Consider the following 19984-nt stretch of genomic DNA (forward strand, 5'->3'; position numbering starts at 1 on the left):
GCCCACCGTCCGCGCTGCGCGTACCACGCAACGATAGACGCTCCATATCTCCCGATCCGCCCCGGGGTCCCCCGGCGAGCCGTGCGCATGCGCGTCTTACGCCTCGGGCGGGCAAACCCTCCCCGGACGGGTGAATGTAGGACAGAGCAGTTGACGCCCCGACAGGGGAATGCGACGCCGCAGTTCCTGGTTGCCCGGCACGCAGGGTGAGGTGCCCCGCAAACGGTAGGCTCGCACAGAGAAGCGGGATCAACCCTCCGTGATCGGCACCAGCCACAGCGGCGTGGCCGACCGGTCCCCTTCACGGGGTGACACTTCTACAAAAATCCGGAAGGAGCCCTGAGTCAGGGTGAGCACGACGCCGAACGTATTCGAGTGGAGCGAGCTGGACCAGCGGGCCGTTGACACGGCCCGGGTCCTGGCCATGGACGCCGTGCAGAAGGTGGGGAACGGGCACCCCGGCACCGCCATGTCGCTGGCCCCCGCGGCCTACCTCATCTTCCAGCGCTTCCTGCGCCACGACCCGACCGACCCGACCTGGGTCGGCCGCGACCGCTTCGTGCTCTCGCCGGGGCACACCTCCCTCACGCTGTACACCCAGCTGTTCCTGTCCGGTTACGGACTGTCGCTGGACGACCTGAAGGCCTTCCGGGTCGCGGGCAGCCGCACCCCGGGCCACCCCGAGCACGGCCACACGGCCGGCGTCGAGACCACCACCGGCCCGCTGGGCCAGGGCATCGGCAACGCGGTCGGCATGGCGATGGCCGCCCGCTACGAGCGCGGCCTGTTCGACCCGGACGCGCCGGCCGGCACCTCGCCGTTCGACCACACCATCTGGGCGATCGTCTCCGACGGCGACCTCCAGGAGGGCATCTCCGCCGAGGCGTCCTCGCTGGCCGGCCACCAGAAGCTGGGCAACCTGGTCGCGCTGTACGACGACAACCACATCTCCATCGAGGGCGACACCGCCACCGCGTTCTCCGAGGACGTGCTGGCCCGCTACGAGGCGTACGGCTGGCACGTCCAGCGGGTCGTCCCGAAGTCGGACGGCGACATCGACGTGGTCGCGCTGGCCGCCGCGCTGGAGGCCGCCAAGGCGGAGACCGGCAAGCCGTCGATCATCGCGATGCGCACCATCATCGCCTGGCCCGCGCCGAACGCCCAGGACACCGCCAAGGCGCACGGCTCGGCCCTCGGCGACGCCGAGATCGCCGCCACCAAGAAGGTGCTGGGCTTCGACCCGCAGAAGACCTTCGAGGTGACCGACCAGGTCGTCGCGCACGCCCGCGAGGTCGTGCAGCGCGGCCAGGCCGCCCGCACCGCTTGGGAAGAGCAGCTGCGCGAGTGGCGCGCCGCCAACCCGCAGCGCGCCGCCGAGTTCGACCGGATCCAGATCGGCGAACTGCCCGACGGCTGGGAGAAGGCCCTGCCGGTCTTCCCGGCCGGCAAGGACGTCGCCACCCGCAAGGCCTCCGGCGACACCCTGAAGGCCGTCGGCAAGCTGATCCCCGAACTGTGGGGCGGCTCCGCGGACCTCGCCGAGTCGAACCTGACCACCATCGACGAGGAGTCCTCCTTCCTTCCGGAGGGCAACTCGCTCAAGAGCGCCTCGCCGTACGGCCGCACCGTCCACTACGGCATCCGCGAGCACGCCATGGGCTCCGTGATGAACGGCATCTCGCTGCACGGCCGCACCCGCATCTACGGCGGCACCTTCCTGGTGTTCTCCGACTACATGCGCCCCGCGGTCCGGCTCGCCGCGCTGATGAAGCTGCCGGTGGTCTACGTCTGGACGCACGACTCGATCGGCCTCGGCGAGGACGGCCCGACCCACCAGCCGGTCGAGCACCTGGCCGCGCTGCGGGCCATCCCGGGCCTCGCGGTGGTCCGCCCGGCGGACGCCAACGAGACCGCCGTGGTGTGGCGCACCGTCCTGGAGCGGCAGACCAGCCACCCCGGCCCGGTCGGCCTGGTGCTGACCCGGCAGGGCGTGCCGACCTTCGACCGCGAGGTGTTCGGCTCCGCCGAGGGCGCGGCCAAGGGCGGCTACGTGCTGGCCGAGGCCGAGGGCGGCGAGCCCAAGGTGATCCTGCTCGGCACCGGCTCCGAGGTGCAACTGGCGATGCAGGCCCGCGAGGCGCTGCAGGCCGAGGGCACCCCGACCCGCGTGGTGTCGATGCCGTCGGTGGAGTGGTTCAACGAGCAGGACCAGGCGTACCGCGACAGCGTGCTGCCGCCGAACGTCCGGGCCCGGGTCTCGGTCGAGGCGGGTATCGCCCAGGGCTGGCGCGAGCTGGTCGGCGACGCCGGCCGGATCATCAGCCTGGAGCACTTCGGCGCCTCCGCCGACTACAAGGTGCTCTACCAGGAGTTCGGCATCACCGCGGACGCCGTCGCCAACGCGGCCCGCGCCTCGCTGCGCACGGTCGAGGCCGTCTCCCGCTAGCGGTCACACCCGGCCCGGGGGACCGCACTCCCCCGGGCCGGGCCCCCGGACTCCACCGCAGACGTACGAAGAACAGAAGAAGAGGGACTGAAGCACCATGACCGACGCATTGAACCGCCTCAGCGAAGAAGGCGTGGCGATCTGGCTGGACGACCTCAGCCGGGAGCGCCTGAACTCGGGCAACCTGGCCGAGCTGGTGCAGGAGAAGCACGTCGTCGGCGTCACCACCAACCCGACCATCTTCCAGAAGGCGATCGCCGGCAACGGCGCCTACAACCGCCAGCTGGAGGACCTCGCGGTGCGCAAGGTCACCACCGACGAGGCCGTCCGCATGATCACCACCTCGGACGTCCGCGACGCCGCCGACGTGCTGCGCCCGGTGTACGACGCCTCCAACGGCCGTGACGGCCGGGTCTCCATCGAGGTCGACCCGCGCCTGGCCCACGAGACCGCCGCGACCATCGCCGAGGCCAAGCAGCTGTGGTGGCTGGTCGACCGCCCGAACGTGCTGATCAAGATCCCCGCCACGCTGGCCGGCCTGCCCGCGATCAGCGCGGTGCTCGCCAAGGGCATCAGCGTCAACGTCACGCTGATCTTCTCGCTGGAGCGCTACAAGGCCGTCATCGACGCCCACCTGACCGGCCTGGAGCAGGCCAAGGCCGCCGGCCTGGACCTCTCACAGGTCGAGTCGGTCGCCTCGTTCTTCGTCTCCCGGGTGGACACCGAGATCGACAAGCGCCTGGACGCGCTCGGCGGCGAGGCCAAGGACCTGCGTTCCAAGGCCGCGCTGGCCAACGCCCGCCTCGCCTACCAGGCGTACGAGGAGGTGTACGGCTCGGTCGACGGCAGCAAGCCCGCCTCGGCCCGCTGGGCGGCCCTGGAGGCGGCCGGCGCCAAGCCGCAGCGCCCGCTGTGGGCGTCCACCGGCGTGAAGGACCCGAGCCTGCCGGACACCCTGTACGTGACCGAGCTGGTCGCCCCCGGCACCGTCAACACCATGCCCGAGGCCACCCTGGACGCCACCGACGACCACGGCGTCATCACCGGCGACACCATCACCCCGAACTACGCGGACGCCAAGGCCGTGCTGGACGCGATCGCCGCGGCCGGCGTGGACTACGACGACGTCGTGCGGGTGCTGGAGGAGGAGGGCGTGCAGAAGTTCGAGGTCTCCTGGAACGAGCTGCTCGACACCGTCACCGCCGCGCTCCAGTCGCACGGCGACAACTGACTCCCGCTCACGAAACCGAACGGAAAGCGGAGCACACCACAGTGAGCAACACCCAGCCGTACCCGGACGTGGAGGGCACGGAGCCGGTCGGGGGAGACACCCCCGACCAGCCCGTCAACCCGCTGCGGGACCCTGCCGACCGCCGGCTCCCGAGGATCGCCGGCCCGTCCGGCCTGGTGATCTTCGGCGTCACCGGTGACCTGTCGCGCAAGAAGCTGATGCCGGCCGTCTACGACCTCGCCAACCGCGGCCTGCTGCCGCCGGGCTTCTCGCTGATCGGCTTCGCCCGGCGCGAGTGGGCCGACGAGGACTTCGCGCAGGTGGTGCACGACGCCGTCAAGGAGCACGCGCGCACCCCCTTCCGCGAGGAGGTCTGGCAGCAGCTCGCCAAGGGCATGCGCTTCGTCCAGGGCGACTTCGGCGACGACGACGCCTTCGCCACCCTGCGCCGCACCATCGAGGAACTCGACCAGGCGCAGGGCACCAGCGGCAACTTCGCGTTCTACCTGTCGGTGCCGCCGAAGTTCTTCCCCACCGTGGTCCAGCAGCTGAAGAAGCACGGCCTGACCGACCCGGCGCCGGGTTCCTGGCGGCGCGCGGTCATCGAGAAGCCGTTCGGCCACAACCTGGAGAGCGCCCAGGAGCTGAACCGGATCGTCCACGAGGTCTTCCCGCGTGACGAGGTCTTCCGGATCGACCACTACCTGGGCAAGGAGACCGTCCAGAACATCCTGGCGCTGCGTTTCGCCAACCAGATGTTCGAGCCGATCTGGAACCGGTCGTACGTCGACCACGTGCAGATCACCATGGCCGAGGACATCGGCATCGGCGGCCGCGCCGGCTACTACGACGGCATCGGGTCGGCCCGTGACGTCATCCAGAACCACCTGCTCCAGCTGATGGCGCTGACCGCCATCGAGGAGCCGGCGTCCTTCCACCCGAAGGCGCTGGTCGCCGAGAAGCTGAAGGTGCTCAGCGCCGTCAAGCTCCCCGCCGACCTGGGCAAGCACACCGTGCGCGGCCAGTACACCTCCGGCTGGCAGGGCGGCGAGGAGGTGCGCGGCTACCTGGACGAGGACGGCATCAACCCCGAGTCCAAGACCGACACCTACGCGGCCATCAAGCTGGAGATCAACAACCGGCGCTGGGCGGGCGTGCCGTTCTACCTGCGCACCGGCAAGCGGCTGGGCCGCCGGGTTACCGAGATCGCGGTGGTCTTCCAGCGTGCCCCGTACCTGCCGTTCGACTCCTACGCCACCGAGGAGCTCGGCCAGAACGCCCTGGTGATCCGCGTCCAGCCGGACGAGGGTGTCACCGTGCGCTTCGGCTCGAAGGTCCCCGGCACCGCGCTGGAGGTCCGCGACGTCACCATGGACTTCGCGTACGGCGAATCGTTCACCGAGTCCAGCCCCGAGGCGTACGAGCGCCTCATCCTGGACGTCCTGCTGGGCGACGCCAACCTCTTCCCCCGGCACCAGGAGGTCGAGCTGTCCTGGCAGATCCTCGACCCGATCGAGCAGTACTGGGACGCCAACGGCAAGCCCGCGGAGTACCCGGCCGGCACCTGGGGCCCGGTCGAGGCGGACGAGATGCTCGCACGAGACGGCAGGAGCTGGCGCCGGCCATGAAGATCGACCTGACGAACACCACGTCGAGCAGGATCAACGCTGCCCTGATGGACGCCCGCCGGGCCAGCGGTTCGACCGCCGCCGGCATGGTGCTGACCCTGGTCATCGTGACCGACGAGGGCAGCGCCTACGACGCCCTGAAGGCCGCCAACGACGCCTCCCGCGAGCACCCCTCGCGGACCCTGGCCGTCATCAAGCGGGCCGGCCGCTCGCCCCGCGCCCGGGCCGAGACCCGGCTGGACGCGGAGATCCTGGTCGGCAGCGACGCCGGCAGCGGCGAGACCGTCATCCTGCGCATGCACGGCGAACTCGCCTCGCACGCCCAGTCCGTGGTGCTGCCGCTGCTGCTGCCCGACGCCCCCGTGGTGGTCTGGTGGCCGGACAACGCGCCGCTCAACCCCGCCCAGGACCCGCTGGGCGCGCTCGCCCAGCGCCGGATCACCGACGCGGTGACCGCCGAGTCGCCGGTCGGCCAGCTCGCCCAGCGGGCCGCCGGCTACACCCCCGGCGACACCGACCTGGCGTGGACCCGGATCACCGGCTGGCGCTCGATGCTGGCCGCCGCGCTCGACCAGCGCGACGTCACCATCACCGCCGCGGTGGTCGAGGGCGAGTCGTACAACCCCAGCGTCGAACTGCTCGGCCTGTGGCTGCACAACCGCCTGCGGGTGCCGGTCGAACGGGTCGTCACCGGCGGCCCCGGCATCACCTCCGTCACGCTGCGCACCAAGGACGGCAACATCGTCCTGGACCGCCCCGACGGCCTGCTCGGCACCCTGTCGATGCCCGGCGCGCCCGACCGCATGGTCGCGCTCAAGCGCCGCGACACCGCCGAACTGATCGCCGAGGAACTGCGCCGCCTCGACCCCGACGACATCTACGCCACCGCCGTCCGCACCCCCGTGGACCGGCTGCGCGAGCGGATCGCCGGAGTCGAGCACGCGGGCCCCGGCGGCACTGTCGAGGGGCACGCCGCGGAGCAGACGGCCGACGAGCCCGAGGAGCCCGTCGCCGCCAAGAAGGCCACCACCCGCAAGCGGAGCGCCCAGTGAGCACCGAGACGGTCCTGGTCCACCGCGACCCGACGGTGCTGGCCGAGGCGGTCGCCGCCCGGCTGATCACCACCGTGGTCGACGCGCAGGCCGCCCACGGCTCCGCCCACGTGGTGCTCACCGGCGGCCGCAACGGCAACGCCCTGCTCGCCGCACTCGCCGCCCACCCGGCGCGCGACGCGGTGAACTGGGCACAGGTCGACCTGTGGTGGGGCGACGAGCGCTACCTGCCGGCCGGCGACCCGGAACGCAACGCCGTACAGGCCGCCGCGTTCCTGGACGCCGTCCGGCCGCTCGGCGCCCGGGTGCACGAGATGCCCGCCGACGACGGCTCCTCCCCCGAGGACGCCGCCGCCCGGTACGCCGCCGAACTCCGCGCGGCCGCCCCCAACGGCGCGGACCTGCCGGTCTTCGACGTCCTGCTGCTCGGCGTCGGCCCGGACGCGCACGTCGCCTCGCTGTTCCCCGGCCACCCCGGGGTCAAGCAGACCGAGGGCACCGTGATCGCCGTCCACGACTCCCCCAAGCCGCCCCCCACCCGCATCTCCCTCACCCTCCCCGCGCTCCGCACCGCCCACCAGGTCTGGCTCCTCGCCGCCGGCCCCGACAAGGCCGACGCCGTAGCCCTGGCCCGCACCACCCCCACCCCCGAAACAGCCCCCGCCGGCGCCGTCACCGGAACCACCCGAACCCTCTGGTTCCTCGACACCACCGCCGCCGGCAAGCTCACCTGACACCCCATCACCGCACCCCGTCAGGGGCACGTAGAACCAGCGCCCAACCTCCGCGCCCCGTCAGGGGCGCGGGGAACTGCGCGCAGGGGAACGGGACCAACAGAAAGCCGCCCACCCGGAGAACTCCCCAGGTGGGCGGCTTTCGCGTTGCCGTACGGCTCAGATCTCGCCACGCAGCTTGGCCAGCGCCTCAGCGAGAATCGCCTCGCCGTCCGCGTCCGTCCGACGCTCCCGCACGTACGCGAGGTGGGTCTTGTAGGGCTCGTTGCGGGCCGGGGCGGGCGGGTTGTGCTCGTCCTGGCCGGCCGGGAACCCGCAGCGGGGGCAGTCCCAGGTGTCCGGGATGGCCGCCTCCGCGGCGAAACTGGGGCGCGTCTCATGCTTGTTGGCGCACCAGAAGGAGATCCGGTTGCGGGGGGCGGACTCGCCGCGCTCCGCTTCTCCCATCGGGCCGGCACCGACTCTGCTGCCTCGGATCGCGTTGCCACTTGCCACGGTCTGACTCCCCTGCGTGCTGGTGCCGTCCGGCCGCGGCTGGGCGGACGGTGGCGAAGTCGTCCTAGTGTAAGCGGCGGTTAAGGCTGTGCCACCATCGCCGCCGACTTCACGTCAGTTGTCGGTGTCAGCTGCTCTTCAGCAGCAGGCCGAGCACGATGATGCAGGCGAACCAGGCCAGGCCGATCACGATGGTGATGCGGTCGAGGTTGCGCTCGGCCACCGCGGAGCCGCCGCCGGTGGACATCGCGCCGCCGCCGAACATGTCGGACAGGCCGCCGCCCTTGCCCTTGTGCAGCAGGACCAGCATGATCATCAGCACACTGAGAATGATCAGAGCAATCTCGAACCCGAGAACCACGACGGGACCAACTCTCTCGAATCTTCGGCGAAGGGGCCGGGCCCGCTCCACGCGGTCCGGCCCCAAAGCCTACGTTGCTGCGGCGGCGTTAGCCTACTGCCTGGTCACGGTACCGCACGATCTTGACGAACTCCTCGGCGTCCAGCGAGGCGCCGCCGATCAGTCCGCCGTCGATGTCGGGCTTCGCCATCAGGCCGGCCGCCGACGAGGACTTCACCGAACCGCCGTACAGGACGCGGACCTTGTCGGCCAGATCGGTGCCGTACAGCTCGCCGAGCCGGGCCCGGATCGCGCCGCACACCTCCTGCGCGTCCTCGGGGGTGGCAACCTCGCCGGTGCCGATCGCCCAGACCGGCTCGTACGCGACCACGATGCTCTCCGCGTCGCCGGCCGGAACGCCGTCCAGCGCGCCGTCCAGCTGCGCGAGGGTGTACGCGACGTGGGTGCCGGCCTTGCGGATCTCCAGCGGCTCGCCGATGCACAGGATCGGGGTGACCCCGCTGCGGTAGGCGGCCTTCACCTTGGCGTTGACGATCTCCTCGTTCTCGCCGTGGTACTGGCGGCGCTCGGAGTGGCCGATCACCGCGTAGGTGCACTTCAGCTTCGCCAGCATCGGGCCGGACACCTCACCGGTGTAGGCGCCGCCGTCGTGCTGCGAGATGTCCTGCGAGCCGTACTTGAGCTTCAGCTTGTCGCCGTCGACCAGGGTCTGCACGGAGCGCAGGTCGGTGAACGGCACCAGGACGGCGACCTCGACGGCCTTGTAGTCCTTGTCGGCCAGCGAGAACGCCAGCTTCTGGGTGTGCTGGATGGCCTCGAGGTGGTCGAGGTTCATCTTCCAGTTGCCCGCCATCAGCGGGAGACGCTCAGTCATGTCTTTCTCAGTCCTCCAGGGCGGCGAGACCGGGGAGGGTCTTGCCCTCCAGGTACTCGAGGCTCGCGCCACCGCCGGTCGAGATGTGTCCGAACTTCGCCTCGTCGAACCCGAGGGTGCGCACCGCTGCCGCCGAGTCTCCGCCGCCGACCACCGTGAACGCCTCGGAGTCGATCAGCGCCTGGGCCACGGCCCGGGTGCCGTCCGCGAACGCCGGGTGCTCGAACACGCCCATCGGGCCGTTCCAGAACACGGTCTTCGCGTCGGCGATCTTCTCCGCGAACAGCTGCGCGGTCTTCGGGCCGATGTCCAGGCCCAGCGCGCCGTCCGGGATGGCGTCCACGTCGACCACCGCGAAGTCGTCCACCGGGGCACCGGTCTTGACGTCCGGGAACGAGCCGGACACCGCGGTGTCCAGCGGGATCACGAACTCCACGCCCTGCTCGGCGCCGCGCTTCAGGTAGTCCTGGACGACCGGGATCTGGTCCTCCTGGAGCAGCGAGTTGCCGACGCCGTGGCCCTGGGCGGCGATGAAGGTGTACATCATGCCGCCGCCGATCAGGATCCGGTCGGCCTTGCCGAGCAGGTTCTCGATCACGCCGACCTTGTCGGAGACCTTGGAGCCGCCGAGCACCACCACGTACGGGCGGGCCACGTCCTCGGTGAGGCGCTTGAGCACGCCCACCTCGGTGGCGATCAGGTCGCCGACGGCGTGCGGCAGGCGGGCCGGCAGGTCGTAGACGGAGGCGTGCTTGCGGTGCACCGCACCGAAGCCGTCGCCGACGTACAGGTCCGCCAGGGCGGCCAGCTGGTCGGCGAACGCGCCGCGCTCGGCGTCGTCCTTGGAGGTCTCGCCGGCGTTGAAGCGCAGGTTCTCCAGCAGCGTGACCTCGCCGTCGCCGAGTGCGGCGACGGTGGCCTTCGCGCTGTCCCCGACCGTGTCGGTGGCGAAGCTCACCGGGCGGCCGAGGATCTCGCCGAGGCGGACCGCCACCGGCGCGAGAGAGAACTTCGGGTCCGGCTCGCCCTTCGGGCGGCCCAGGTGCGAGGCGACGACCACCCGGGCGCCGCGCTCGACGAGCTTGGCGATGGTCGGCGCGACGGCGCGGATCCGGCCGTCGTCGGTGATGGTGTCACCGGACAGCGGCACGTTGAGGTCGGCGCGGACGAACACCCGCTTGCCCGAGACCTCCAGGTCTTCGATCGTCTTCACGGTCTTGCTCCTCGATGGATGGATCGGCAGACGGCGACACGGCGCAGTGCGTCACCGGAATGGGTAGGACGGACGAGGTGGGCGCAGCGGCAGGGCCCGGTCGGCGATGACAGCCGTCCGGGCCCTGCCCCTTACGTCACGTCAGCTACCGCTGGGAGTCAGAGCTGCTCGCCGATGATGGCGACCAGGTCGACGAGGCGGTTCGAGTAGCCGAACTCGTTGTCGTACCAGCCGAGCACCTTGACCTGGTTCCCCTGAACCATCGTCAGCTGGGAGTCGAAGATGCAGGAGTGCGGGTCGTTCACGATGTCCGAGGACACGATCGGGTCTTCGGTGTACGCCAGGATGCCCTTCAGCGAGCCCTCCTGGGCGGCCTTCTGGAACGCGGCGTTGACCTCGTCCTTGGTGACCTCGCGCTCCAGGGTGACCACCAGGTCGGTGATGGAGCCGGTCGGGACCGGGACGCGCAGCGAGGTGCCGTCCAGCTTGCCCTTCAGCTGCGGCAGCACCAGGGCGGTGGCCTTGGCGGCGCCGGTCGAGGTCGGAATGATGTTCTGCGAGGCGGCGCGGGCGCGGCGCAGGTCCCGGTGTGGGAAGTCCAGGGTGACCTGGTCGTTGGTGAAGGCGTGCACGGTGGTCATCAGACCCTTGACGATGCCGAAGTTCTCGTCCAGCACCTTCGCCATCGGCGCCACGCAGTTGGTGGTGCAGGAGGCGTTCGAGATGATGTGGTGCGCGGCGGCGTCGTACTTGCCGTCGTTGACGCCCAGCACGATGGTGATGTCCTCGCCGGAGGCGGGCGCCGAGATGATGACCTTCTTCGCACCGGCCGCCAGGTGCTTCTTCGCACCCTCGGCCTTGGTGAAGATTCCGGTGGACTCGACGACGATGTCGGCGCCCAGCGCGGCCCAGGGGAGGTTGGCCGGGTCACGCTCGGCGGTGACCTTGAAGGTGTGGCCGTCGACGGTGATGCTGTCCTCGGTGTGCGAGACCTCACCGGGGAAGGTACCGAGGGTGGTGTCGTACTTGAGCAGGTGAGCGAGCGTCTTGGTGTCCGTCAGGTCGTTGACACCGACGATCTCGATGTCCGCGCCCTGGGCCTTGACCGCACGGAAGAAGTTGCGGCCGATGCGGCCGAACCCGTTGATGCCTACCCGGATCGTCACGAACCGATCTCCTCTTAGGTACGCCGGGCCGGAGCCCGACGGGGGTGAAATTTTGGGTTTTCCCCGACCAGTGCTGACCCTACCTCCCCCAAGTGTGGCAAGGCACATCGCCTCACCGGTAGGCCGCGAGGGCCCAGATGGCCGAAAAGGGGCGTGCGAGCCTGTCCGCGGCAGATGCCGCGTCATGCTCCGCACGCCCCTCCGGGGTTGCGTTCCGGGAGGCTGATGACCCGTCAGTTCAGGGCCATTTCCTCCGTCAGGTTGGCCTCGGTGTTGGGCAGGCCGAGTTCGGCGGCGCGCTTGTCGGCCATCGCCAGCAGGCGACGGATCCGGCCTGCGACCGCGTCCTTGGTCAGCGGCGGGTCGGCGAGCGCGCCGAGCTCCTCCAGCGAGGCCTGCTTGTGCTGCATGCGCAGCGCGCCGGCCGCCGCCAGGTGCTCGGGCACCTCCTCGCCGAGGATCTCCAGGGCGCGGGCCACCCGGGCGCCGGCCGCGACCGCGGCGCGGGCCGAGCGGCGGAGGTTGGCGTCGTCGAAGTTGGCCAGCCGGTTGGCGGTGGCGCGCACCTCGCGGCGCATCCGGCGCTCCTCCCAGGCCAGCACGGACTCGTGCGCGCCGAGGCGGGTGAGCAGCGCGCCGATCGCGTCGCCGTCGCGGATCACCACCCGGTCGACGCCGCGCACCTCGCGGGCCTTGGCCGGGATGCCGAGCCGGCGGGCCGCGCCGACCAGGGCGAGCGCCGCCTCCGAGCCGGGGCAGGTGATCTCCAGGGAGGAGGAGCGGCCGGGCTCGGTGAGCGAGCCGTGCGCCAGGAACGCGCCGCGCCAGGCGGCCTCCGCGTCGCAGGTCGCGCCGGAGACCACCGCCGGGGGCAGGCCCCGGATCGGTCGTCCGCGTCCGTCCACCAGCCCGGTCTGCCGGGCCAGCAGCTCGCCGTCCTTCACCACCCGCACCACGTACCGGCTGCCGCGACGCAGCCCGCCGGGGGCCATCACCACCAGATCCGAGGAGTGTCCGAAGATCTCCAGGAGGTCCTTGCGCAGCCGCCGTGCCGCAATGCCGGTGTCCAGCTCCGCCTCGATCACGATGCGGCCGCTCACAATGTGCAGTCCGCCCGCAAAACGCAGGATCGCCGAGACCTCCGCCTTGCGGCAGCAGGCACGGGTGACGGGAAGCCGGGAGATCTCGTCTTTCACCGCTGCCGTCATCGCCATGGGCCGATCCTTCCATGAGTCCGGAAAATCCGGTCGTACGCCGCGGCCAAGAGCTCCGGGTCGTGTCGCGGGGTGCCGTCGGCGCGGGCCACCTGGTCGAGCACCAGTGCGGCGCCCATCCGTTTCGCGGCCTGCTCCAGGCCCGTCAGGTCGGCGAGCCCGAAAGCTCCTCCGCTGACGGCCCGCTCATCCACCAGGATCGCATCCACCGCGAGGTCCGGAGCGTGGTCGGCGATCACCTCCAGGTGGCGCTGCGGGGTGAAGCCCTCGGTCTCGCCGGGCTGCGGCGCCAGGTTGAGGGTCAGCAGGCGGCGGGCCCGGGTCTCGACGAGGGCCTTCGCCAGGTCCGGCACCAGCAGGTGCGGCAGCACGCTGGTGAACCAGGAGCCGGGGCCGAGCACCACCCAGTCCGCCTCCCGTACGGCCTGCACGGCCTCGGGGACGGCGGGGGGCCCGTCCGGGAGCAGCCGGATCGACAGCACCGTGCCCGGCGTCACCGCCACCGCGGCCTGGCCGCGCACCGCCGAGACCTCGCCCGGCTTCAGCGGGTCGTGGCCGCGCACCTGCGCCTCGATGTCCAGCGGCACGGCGGACATCGGCAGTACGCGGCCCTGCACGTTCAGCAGCCGGCCCACCCAGTTCAGCGCCTCCACCGGGTCGCCGAGCTTCTCCCAGAGCGCCACGATCAGCAGGTTGCCGACCGCGTGGCCGCCGAGCTCGCCGTTGCCGGTGAAGCGCTGCTGGATCACCTCGGACCAGGTGCGGCCCCAGTCGTCGTCCCCGCACAGCGCGGCCAGCGCCTTGCGCAGGTCACCGGGCGGCAGCACGCCGAGCTCGGCGCGCAGCCGCCCGCTGGAGCCGCCGTCGTCGGCGACGGTGACCACGGCGGTCAGCTCGGTGGTCAGCCGGCGCAGCGCGGACAGCGACGCGGACAGGCCCTGGCCGCCGCCCAGCGCGGCGATGCGCGGGGCCCCGGGGCGGGGCCCCGGGGCGGCCCGCTCGGCAGGTCTGGTCCGGATCTGCTGCCGTGCTGGCACGTATCCCGTCACGCCGACCCCATGTTCCTGTCTCGTGCTCGGCCGGGGCGGCGGTTACGGGGGGTTCCCGGCCGCTACTCCCGGCCCATGTCCCGGTGGACCAGCACCGTCTCGACCCCGTCCGCGATCAGACGCTTCGTCAGTTGCTCGGACATCGCGACGCTGCGGTGCTTGCCTCCGGTGCAGCCTACGGCAAGCGTCATGTAGCGCTTCCCCTCGCGGCGGTAACCCTCGGTGATGATCCGCAGCAGCTCGGTGTAGCCGTCCAGGAACGGCTGCGCGCCGGGCTGCTGGAACACGTACTCTGCCACGTCCGGATCGGTTCCGGTACGGGCCCGAAGCTCCGGGACCCAGTGCGGGTTCGGCAGGAAGCGGCAGTCCACCACCAGGTCGGCGTCGACCGGCAGGCCGTACTTGAAGCCGAACGACATCACGGTGGCGCGCAGCTCCGGCTCGTCCTGGCCGGCGAACTGGGCGTCCATCTTGGCGCGCAGCTGGTGCACGTTGAGGTTCGAGGTGTCGACCACCAGGTCGGCCTCGCCGCGCAGTTCGCGCAGCAGCTCGCGTTCGCGGGCGATGCCGTCGACGATCCGGCCGTCGGCCTGCAGCGGGTGCGGGCGGCGCACCGACTCGAAGCGGCGCACCAGGGCGTCGTCGGAGGAGTCCAGGAACACCACCCGCAGGCGGACGCCGCGCTTCTCCAGCTCCTCCAGCGAGGTCAGCAGGTCGTCGAAGAAGGTGCGGCCGCGCACGTCTACCACCACGCCGATCCGCGGTACCGCGCCCTGCGAGCGGGCCCCCAGGTCGACCATGGTGGGAATCAGCGCCGGCGGCAGGTTGTCGACCACGAACCAGCCGAGGTCCTCCAGGCACTTGGCGGCCGTGGAACGGCCCGCCCCGGACATGCCGGAGATGATCACCAGCTCGGGGGTGCTCTCTCCCCCGTTGGACACAGTCACGTCTCTTCCCCGCTTCTCGGTACTGCTGTGGCGGTGCTGTCTTCGATGATCTCGCCGGTCGCGGTGTTGACCGCGAATGCGGCAGGTGTACGGGAGGCCAAGGCTGTGGCAACAGTCTCGGCGGTCCGGCGCCCGATCCCGGGGACTTCGCACAGCTCGTCGATGGTGGCCGCGCGAAGCTTCTTCAGTGAACCGAAGTGCTTCAGCAGGGCCCGGCGGCGAGTCTCTCCGAGCCCGGGGACGGAGTCCAGTTCCCCCGCCGTGAGCCGTTTGGCCCGCTTCGAGCGCTGATAGGTGATGGCGAACCGGTGCGCCTCGTCGCGCACCCGCTGCAGCAGGTACAGGCCCTCGCTGGAGCGCGGCAGCACCACCGGGTCGTCCTGGCCGGGCAGCCACACCTCCTCCAGCCGCTTCGCCAGGCCGCACACCGCGACATCGTCTATGCCGAGCTCGTCCAACGCCCGCTTGGCGGCGGCGACCTGGGGCTGTCCGCCGTCGACCACCAGCAGCTGCGGCGGGTAGGCGAAGCGCTTGGGGCGGCCGCTCTCGTCGGTGAGCGACTCGTCCTCCTCCGGGACGGCCCACTCGCCGGTCTGCTCGCGCTCCTGGAGGTAGCGGCGGAACCGGCGGGTGATCACCTCGTGCATCGAGCGGACGTCGTCCTGGCCCTCGAAGCTCTTGATCTGGAACCGGCGGTACTCGCTCTTGCGCACCAGGCCGTCCTCGAACACCACCATGGACGCCACCACGTCCTCGCCCTGCAGGTGCGAGATGTCGAAGCACTCGATCCGCAGCGGCGCCGAGTCCAGCTCCAGCGCCTCGGCGATCTCCTGCAGCGCCCGGCTGCGGGTGGTCAGATCGGAGGCGCGCTTGGTCTTGTGCAGCGCCAGCGCCTGCTGGGCGTTGCGCTGCACCGTCTCCATCAGGTCCTTCTTGTCGCCGCGCTGCGGCACCCGCAGGTCGACCTGGGCGCCGCGCAGGCCGGACAGCCACTCGTGCACGGCTTCGTCCGGCACCGCCGGGACGAGCACCTCGCGCGGCACCTGCTCGGTGCCCGCGCCGTACAGCTGCTGCAGCGCGTGCTCGACCAGGCCGGCCGTGTCCACGTCCTCGACCTTGTCGGTCACCCAGCCGCGCTGGCCGCGCACCCGGCCGCCGCGGACGTGGAAGATCTGTACGGCGGCTTCGAGTTCGTCCTCGGCGACCGCCAGCAGGTCCGCGTCGGTGCCGTCGCCGAGCACCACCGCGTTCTTCTCCATCGCGCGGCGCAGCGCCCCCAGGTCGTCGCGCAGCCGGGCCGCCTTCTCGTACTCCATGTCGGCGGCGGCCTCCTGCATCTGCGCTTCCAGGCGGCGCAGGTAGTTGCCCGTCCGGCCGGCCATGAAGTCGCAGAACTCCTCGGCGAGTTCGCGGTGCTCATCCGCGCTCACCCGGCCCACGCAGGGCGCCGCGCACTTGCCGATGTAGCCCAACAAGCAGGGGCGGCCGACCTGTTGGGCGCGCTTGAACACGCCGTTGGAGCACGTCCGGACCGGGAACACCCGCAGCATCAGGTCGACCGTCTCGCGGATCGCCCACGCGTGCCCGTACGGGCCGAAGTAGCGCACGCCCTTCTTGTGCGCCCCGCGCATCACCTGGACCCGCGGGAACTCCTCGTTCAGGGTGACCGCCAGCTCCGGGTAGCTCTTGTCGTCCCGGTACTTGACGTTGAACCGCGGGTCGAACTCCTTGATCCAGGAGTACTCCAGCTGCAGCGCCTCGACCTCGGTGGACACCACCGTCCACTCCACCGACGCCGCGGTGGTGACCATCGTCGCGGTGCGCGGGTGCAGGTTCGCGACGTCCTGGAAGTACGAGGACAGCCGCTGGCGCAGGTTCTTCGCCTTGCCGACGTAGATGACCCGGCCGTGCGCGTCACGGAACTTGTACACCCCGGGCGAAAGCGGGATCGCCCCCGGAGCCGGACGGTAGGTGGACGGGTCAGCCATGCCCCTACCGTACCGACTGACGCCGACACCTCGGAGCGGGAAGTTACTTGGTGACCTGGAGTTGACCGTTCTGCACCGCGACCTTGTACTCCGGCAGCGGCTTCGGCGCCGGGCCGTCCAGCACCGCGCCGTCGGTGATCGCGAAACGGCTGCCGTGGCACAGGCACTGGATCTGCTCCTTGGCCACGCCGTTGACCAGGCACCCGGCGTGCGTGCACTTCGCGCTGAACGCCTTGTACTCGCCCGCGGCCGGCTGCGTCACGACGACGGCCTGCTCGCGGTACACCTTGCCGCCGCCGACGGGGACGTCGGAGGCCGCGCCGAGGTCGACGGGGCCGGAGGACTTGGCCTGTTCCTTGCTGTTGTTGGAGGAGCAGCCCGCGGCCGTGGCACCGGCCAGCGCAACGGCTGCGCAGCAGAGGACGGTTCGGCGGGAAGCGACGGGCTCGGACATCGGGAACTCCTCGGTGCGGGGAAGGGCGCCAGCAACGTAGCACGCACAACGCGGGCCGCCCGGGGAGCCTGGTGCTCTCCGCGGGCGGCCCGCGTTGACGTTCGCCTCCCGCTTCGCGCAGTTCCCCGCGCCCCTGGCGGGGCGCGGGGGTTGGAGGAGTGAAAAAACCTCGCCGGCCTGCGGCAGCGCCGGAGATTACTTCTTCTTGCGCTTCACCGGGGTCGCGTCCGAAACCCCCGGCAGGATGTCCCGGAGGAACTTGCCGGTGTGGCTGATCGTCGAGGCGGCGACCTCTTCCGGGGTGCCTTCGATGACCACGCCGCCGCCGCCGGCGCCGCCCTCGGGGCCCATGTCGACCAGCCAGTCGGCGGTCTTGATGACGTCGAGGTTGTGCTCGATGACGATGACGGTGTTGCCCTTGTCGACCAGGCCCTCCAGGACCTTGATCAGCTTGCTGATGTCCTCGAAGTGCAGGCCGGTGGTGGGCTCGTCGAGGACGTAGACCGTCCGGCCGGTGGAGCGCTTCTGGAGTTCGGCGGAGAGCTTGACGCGCTGGGCCTCGCCGCCGGAGAGGGTGGTGGCGGGCTGGCCGAGGCGGACGTAGCCGAGGCCGACCTCCTTGAGGGTGCGCAGGTGGCGGGCGATCGCGGGGACGGCCTCGAAGAAGTCGAGGCCCTCCTCGATCGGCATGTCCAGCACCTCGGCGATGGACTTGCCCTTGTAGTGGACCTCCAGCGTCTCCCGGTTGTAGCGGGCGCCGTGGCAGACCTCGCAGGGGACGTAGACGTCCGGCAGGAAGTTCATCTCGATCTTGATGGTGCCGTCGCCGGAGCAGTTCTCGCAGCGGCCGCCCTTGACGTTGAACGAGAACCGGCCGGGCAGGTAGCCGCGGACCTTGGCCTCCTGGGTCTCCGCGAACAGCCGCCGGACGTGGTCGAAGACGCCGGTGTAGGTGGCCGGGTTGGAGCGCGGGGTGCGGCCGATCGGCGACTGGTCGACGTGCACCACCTTGTCGACCAGGTCGGTGCCGGTGATCCGGGTGTGCCGGCCGGGGACGCTGCGGGCGCCGTTCAGCTCGCGGGCCAGGTGCGAGTAGAGGATGTCGTTGACCAGCGTCGACTTGCCGGAGCCGGAGACGCCCGTGACCGCCGTGAAGGTGCCCAGCGGGAAGGCGACCGTGACGTCCTTCAGGTTGTGCTCGCGGGCGCCGTGCACCACGAGCTGGCGCTTCTTGTCGCGCGGGCGGCGCGCGGCCGGGATCGGGATGCTGCGCTTGCCCGCCAGGTACTGGCCGGTGAGCGACTCGGGGTTCTTCAGCAGGTCCTTGAGCGAGCCGGAGTGCACCACCTTGCCGCCGTGCTCGCCGGCGCCGGGGCCGATGTCGACGATCCAGTCGGCGGTCTTGATGGTGTCCTCGTCGTGCTCGACGACGATCAGGGTGTTGCCGATGTCCCGCAGCCGGACCAGGGTCTCGATCAGGCGGTGGTTGTCGCGCTGGTGCAGGCCGATGGACGGCTCGTCCAGCACGTACAGCACGCCGACCAGGCCGGAGCCGATCTGGGTGGCCAGCCGGATGCGCTGGGCCTCGCCGCCGGAGAGGGTGCCGGCGGCGCGGTTCAGCGACAGGTAGTCGAGGCCGACGTCGACCAGGAAGCGCAGCCGCTCCAGGACCTCCTTGAGGACCCGCTCGGCGATCTTCTTGTCGCGGGCGTCGAGGCGGAGGGCGCCGAGGAAGTCCGCGCAGTCGCTGATCGACATGGCGGAGACCTCGGCGATGGACCTGTCCATCACGGTGACCGCGAGGACCACCGGCTTGAGCCGGGTGCCCTTACAGGTCGGGCAGGGCACCTCGCGCATGTAGCCCTCGAAGCGCTCGCGGCTGGAGTCGCTCTCCGACTCGGAGTGCCGCCGCGTCACGAACGGGACGGCGCCCTCGAACGCGGTGGTGTAGGAGCGCTCGCGGCCGTACCGGTTGCGGTAGCGCACCTCGACCTGGGTCTTGTGCCCGTACATCAGGGCCTTGCGGGCGCGGGCGGGCAGCCCGGCCCACGGGATGTCGGTGCGGAAGCCGAGCTCGCCGGCCAGCGCGTTGACCAGCCGCTGGAAGTACTCCTTGGTGGCGCCCTGCGACCACGGGTGGATGGCACCCTCGTCGAGCGACTTCTCCGGGTCGGGAACCAGCAGCTCCGGGTCGACCTCCATCCGATTGCCCAGGCCCGAGCAGTCCGGGCAGGCGCCGAACGGGGAGTTGAAGGAGAACGACCGCGGCTCCAACTCCTCGAAGGAGACGTCGTCGTAGGGGCAGTAGAGGTGCTCCGAGAACATCTTCTCGCGCTCGGGGTCGTCCTCCGGGAGGTCGACGAAGTCGAGCACCACCATGCCGCCGGCCAGCTTGAGGGCCGTCTCCACCGAGTCGGTGAGGCGGCGCTTGGCGCTGGACTTCACGGTGAGGCGGTCGACGACCACCTCGATGGTGTGCTTCTCCTGCTTCTTGAGCGTCGGCGGCTCGGTCAGCTGGACGGTCTGGCCGTCCACCCGGGCCCGGGCGTAGCCCTTGGACTGCAGGTCGGCGAAGAGGTCGACGAACTCGCCCTTGCGCTCCCGGACCACCGGGCTGAGCACCTGGAACCGGGTGCCCTCGGCCAGCGACAGCACCTTGTCGACGATGGCCTGCGGCGACTGCCGGGCGATCGGGCGGCCGCAATGCGGGCAGTGCGGCTTGCCGATCCGGGCGAACAGCAGGCGCAGGTAGTCGTACACCTCGGTGATGGTGCCGACGGTGGAGCGCGGGTTCCGGCTGGTGGACTTCTGGTCGATCGAGACGGCCGGGGAGAGACCCTCGATGAAGTCGACGTCCGGCTTGTCCATCTGCCCGAGGAACTGCCGGGCGTACGAGGACAGCGACTCGACGTATCGCCGCTGGCCCTCGGCGAAGATCGTGTCGAAGGCGAGCGAGGACTTGCCGGACCCGGAGAGGCCCGTGAAGACGATGAGGGAATCCCGGGGCAGGTCGAGCGAGACGTTCTTGAGGTTGTGCTCGCGTGCACCGCGGACGACGAGGCGGTCTGCCACAGCTACTGGCGCCTTTCTCCGGGTCGAAATGTGTGAGGTCTGTTTCTTCCAGGATGCGCC

At 70.9% G+C, this 19984-nt stretch carries 16 protein-coding genes; 5 read left to right on the top strand and 11 right to left on the bottom strand.

Annotated elements, in window-relative coordinates; translation table 11 throughout:
* Positions 1–349: 349 nt before the first annotated feature.
* The 5 genes from tkt to pgl all read left to right on the top strand — a co-directional run bounded on the left by tkt (position 350) and on the right by pgl (position 7091).
* Complete coding sequence (gene tkt, locus ACFYS8_RS29060) at positions 350–2446, top strand: transketolase (RefSeq protein ID WP_387646418.1); 2097 nt, start codon at positions 350–352, stop codon at positions 2444–2446.
* Between the two features lie 97 nt (positions 2447–2543).
* Positions 2544–3677, top strand: a complete 1134-nt coding sequence (gene tal, locus ACFYS8_RS29065; RefSeq protein ID WP_387646419.1) for a transaldolase — start codon at positions 2544–2546, stop codon at positions 3675–3677.
* Positions 3678–3745: 68 nt separating this feature from the next.
* Positions 3746–5305 (top strand): glucose-6-phosphate dehydrogenase, encoded by a 1560-nt coding sequence (zwf, locus tag ACFYS8_RS29070; protein ID WP_387646672.1) that lies wholly within the window; start codon positions 3746–3748, stop codon positions 5303–5305.
* The gene (gene opcA, locus ACFYS8_RS29075) at positions 5302–6357 is read left to right on the top strand and encodes a glucose-6-phosphate dehydrogenase assembly protein OpcA (RefSeq protein WP_387646422.1); all 1056 of its coding nucleotides are present in this window, start codon (positions 5302–5304) and stop codon (positions 6355–6357) included. Before zwf ends, opcA begins: the two co-directional genes overlap by 4 nt.
* On the top strand, positions 6354–7091 hold the full coding sequence (gene pgl, locus ACFYS8_RS29080) for a 6-phosphogluconolactonase (protein ID WP_387646424.1): 738 nt from the start codon (positions 6354–6356) through the stop codon (positions 7089–7091). Before opcA ends, pgl begins: the two co-directional genes overlap by 4 nt.
* Positions 7092–7250: 159 nt before the next feature.
* Here pgl and ACFYS8_RS29085 read toward each other — a convergent pair whose 3' ends face one another.
* The 11 genes from ACFYS8_RS29085 to uvrA all read right to left on the bottom strand — a co-directional run bounded on the left by ACFYS8_RS29085 (position 7251) and on the right by uvrA (position 19924).
* On the bottom strand, positions 7251–7586 hold the full coding sequence (locus ACFYS8_RS29085) for an RNA polymerase-binding protein RbpA (protein ID WP_073814874.1): 336 nt from the start codon (positions 7584–7586) through the stop codon (positions 7251–7253).
* A 127-nt stretch (positions 7587–7713) separates the two neighbouring features.
* Positions 7714–7947 carry a preprotein translocase subunit SecG gene (secG, locus tag ACFYS8_RS29090; RefSeq protein ID WP_387646428.1) on the bottom strand — a complete coding sequence of 78 codons (234 nt, stop codon included), beginning with the start codon at positions 7945–7947 and terminating at the stop codon, positions 7714–7716.
* A gap of 88 nt (positions 7948–8035) precedes the next feature.
* Positions 8036–8821 (bottom strand): triose-phosphate isomerase, encoded by a 786-nt coding sequence (gene tpiA, locus ACFYS8_RS29095; protein ID WP_387646431.1) that lies wholly within the window; start codon positions 8819–8821, stop codon positions 8036–8038.
* A gap of 7 nt (positions 8822–8828) precedes the next feature.
* Positions 8829–10034 (bottom strand): phosphoglycerate kinase, encoded by a 1206-nt coding sequence (locus tag ACFYS8_RS29100; protein WP_387646433.1) that lies wholly within the window; start codon positions 10032–10034, stop codon positions 8829–8831.
* A gap of 158 nt (positions 10035–10192) precedes the next feature.
* Positions 10193–11200: a type I glyceraldehyde-3-phosphate dehydrogenase gene (gene gap, locus ACFYS8_RS29105; protein WP_387646436.1), complete on the bottom strand. Its 1008-nt coding sequence runs from the start codon at positions 11198–11200 to the stop codon at positions 10193–10195.
* Between the two features lie 233 nt (positions 11201–11433).
* The gene (gene whiA / locus ACFYS8_RS29110) at positions 11434–12414 is read right to left on the bottom strand and encodes a DNA-binding protein WhiA (RefSeq protein ID WP_043910002.1); all 981 of its coding nucleotides are present in this window, start codon (positions 12412–12414) and stop codon (positions 11434–11436) included.
* The gene (yvcK, locus tag ACFYS8_RS29115) at positions 12405–13463 is read right to left on the bottom strand and encodes a uridine diphosphate-N-acetylglucosamine-binding protein YvcK (RefSeq protein ID WP_387646440.1); all 1059 of its coding nucleotides are present in this window, start codon (positions 13461–13463) and stop codon (positions 12405–12407) included. The genes whiA and yvcK overlap by 10 nt, the downstream gene beginning before the upstream one ends.
* Positions 13464–13525: 62 nt before the next feature.
* A complete protein-coding gene (rapZ, locus tag ACFYS8_RS29120; RefSeq protein ID WP_369880792.1) occupies positions 13526–14410 on the bottom strand; it encodes an RNase adapter RapZ in 885 nt (294 codons plus the stop codon).
* Positions 14407–16398 carry an excinuclease ABC subunit UvrC gene (gene uvrC, locus ACFYS8_RS29125; protein ID WP_387646443.1) on the bottom strand — a complete coding sequence of 664 codons (1992 nt, stop codon included), beginning with the start codon at positions 16396–16398 and terminating at the stop codon, positions 14407–14409. Before uvrC ends, rapZ begins: the two co-directional genes overlap by 4 nt.
* 43 nt (positions 16399–16441) lie before the next feature.
* On the bottom strand, positions 16442–16852 hold the full coding sequence (locus ACFYS8_RS29130) for a Rieske (2Fe-2S) protein (protein ID WP_387646446.1): 411 nt from the start codon (positions 16850–16852) through the stop codon (positions 16442–16444).
* A 195-nt stretch (positions 16853–17047) separates the two neighbouring features.
* The gene (gene uvrA / locus ACFYS8_RS29135) at positions 17048–19924 is read right to left on the bottom strand and encodes an excinuclease ABC subunit UvrA (protein ID WP_387646448.1); all 2877 of its coding nucleotides are present in this window, start codon (positions 19922–19924) and stop codon (positions 17048–17050) included.
* Positions 19925–19984: the final 60 nt, after the last annotated feature.

The organism is Kitasatospora sp. NPDC004615, from assembly GCF_042873545.1.
GTDB lineage: Bacteria > Actinomycetota > Actinomycetes > Streptomycetales > Streptomycetaceae > Kitasatospora.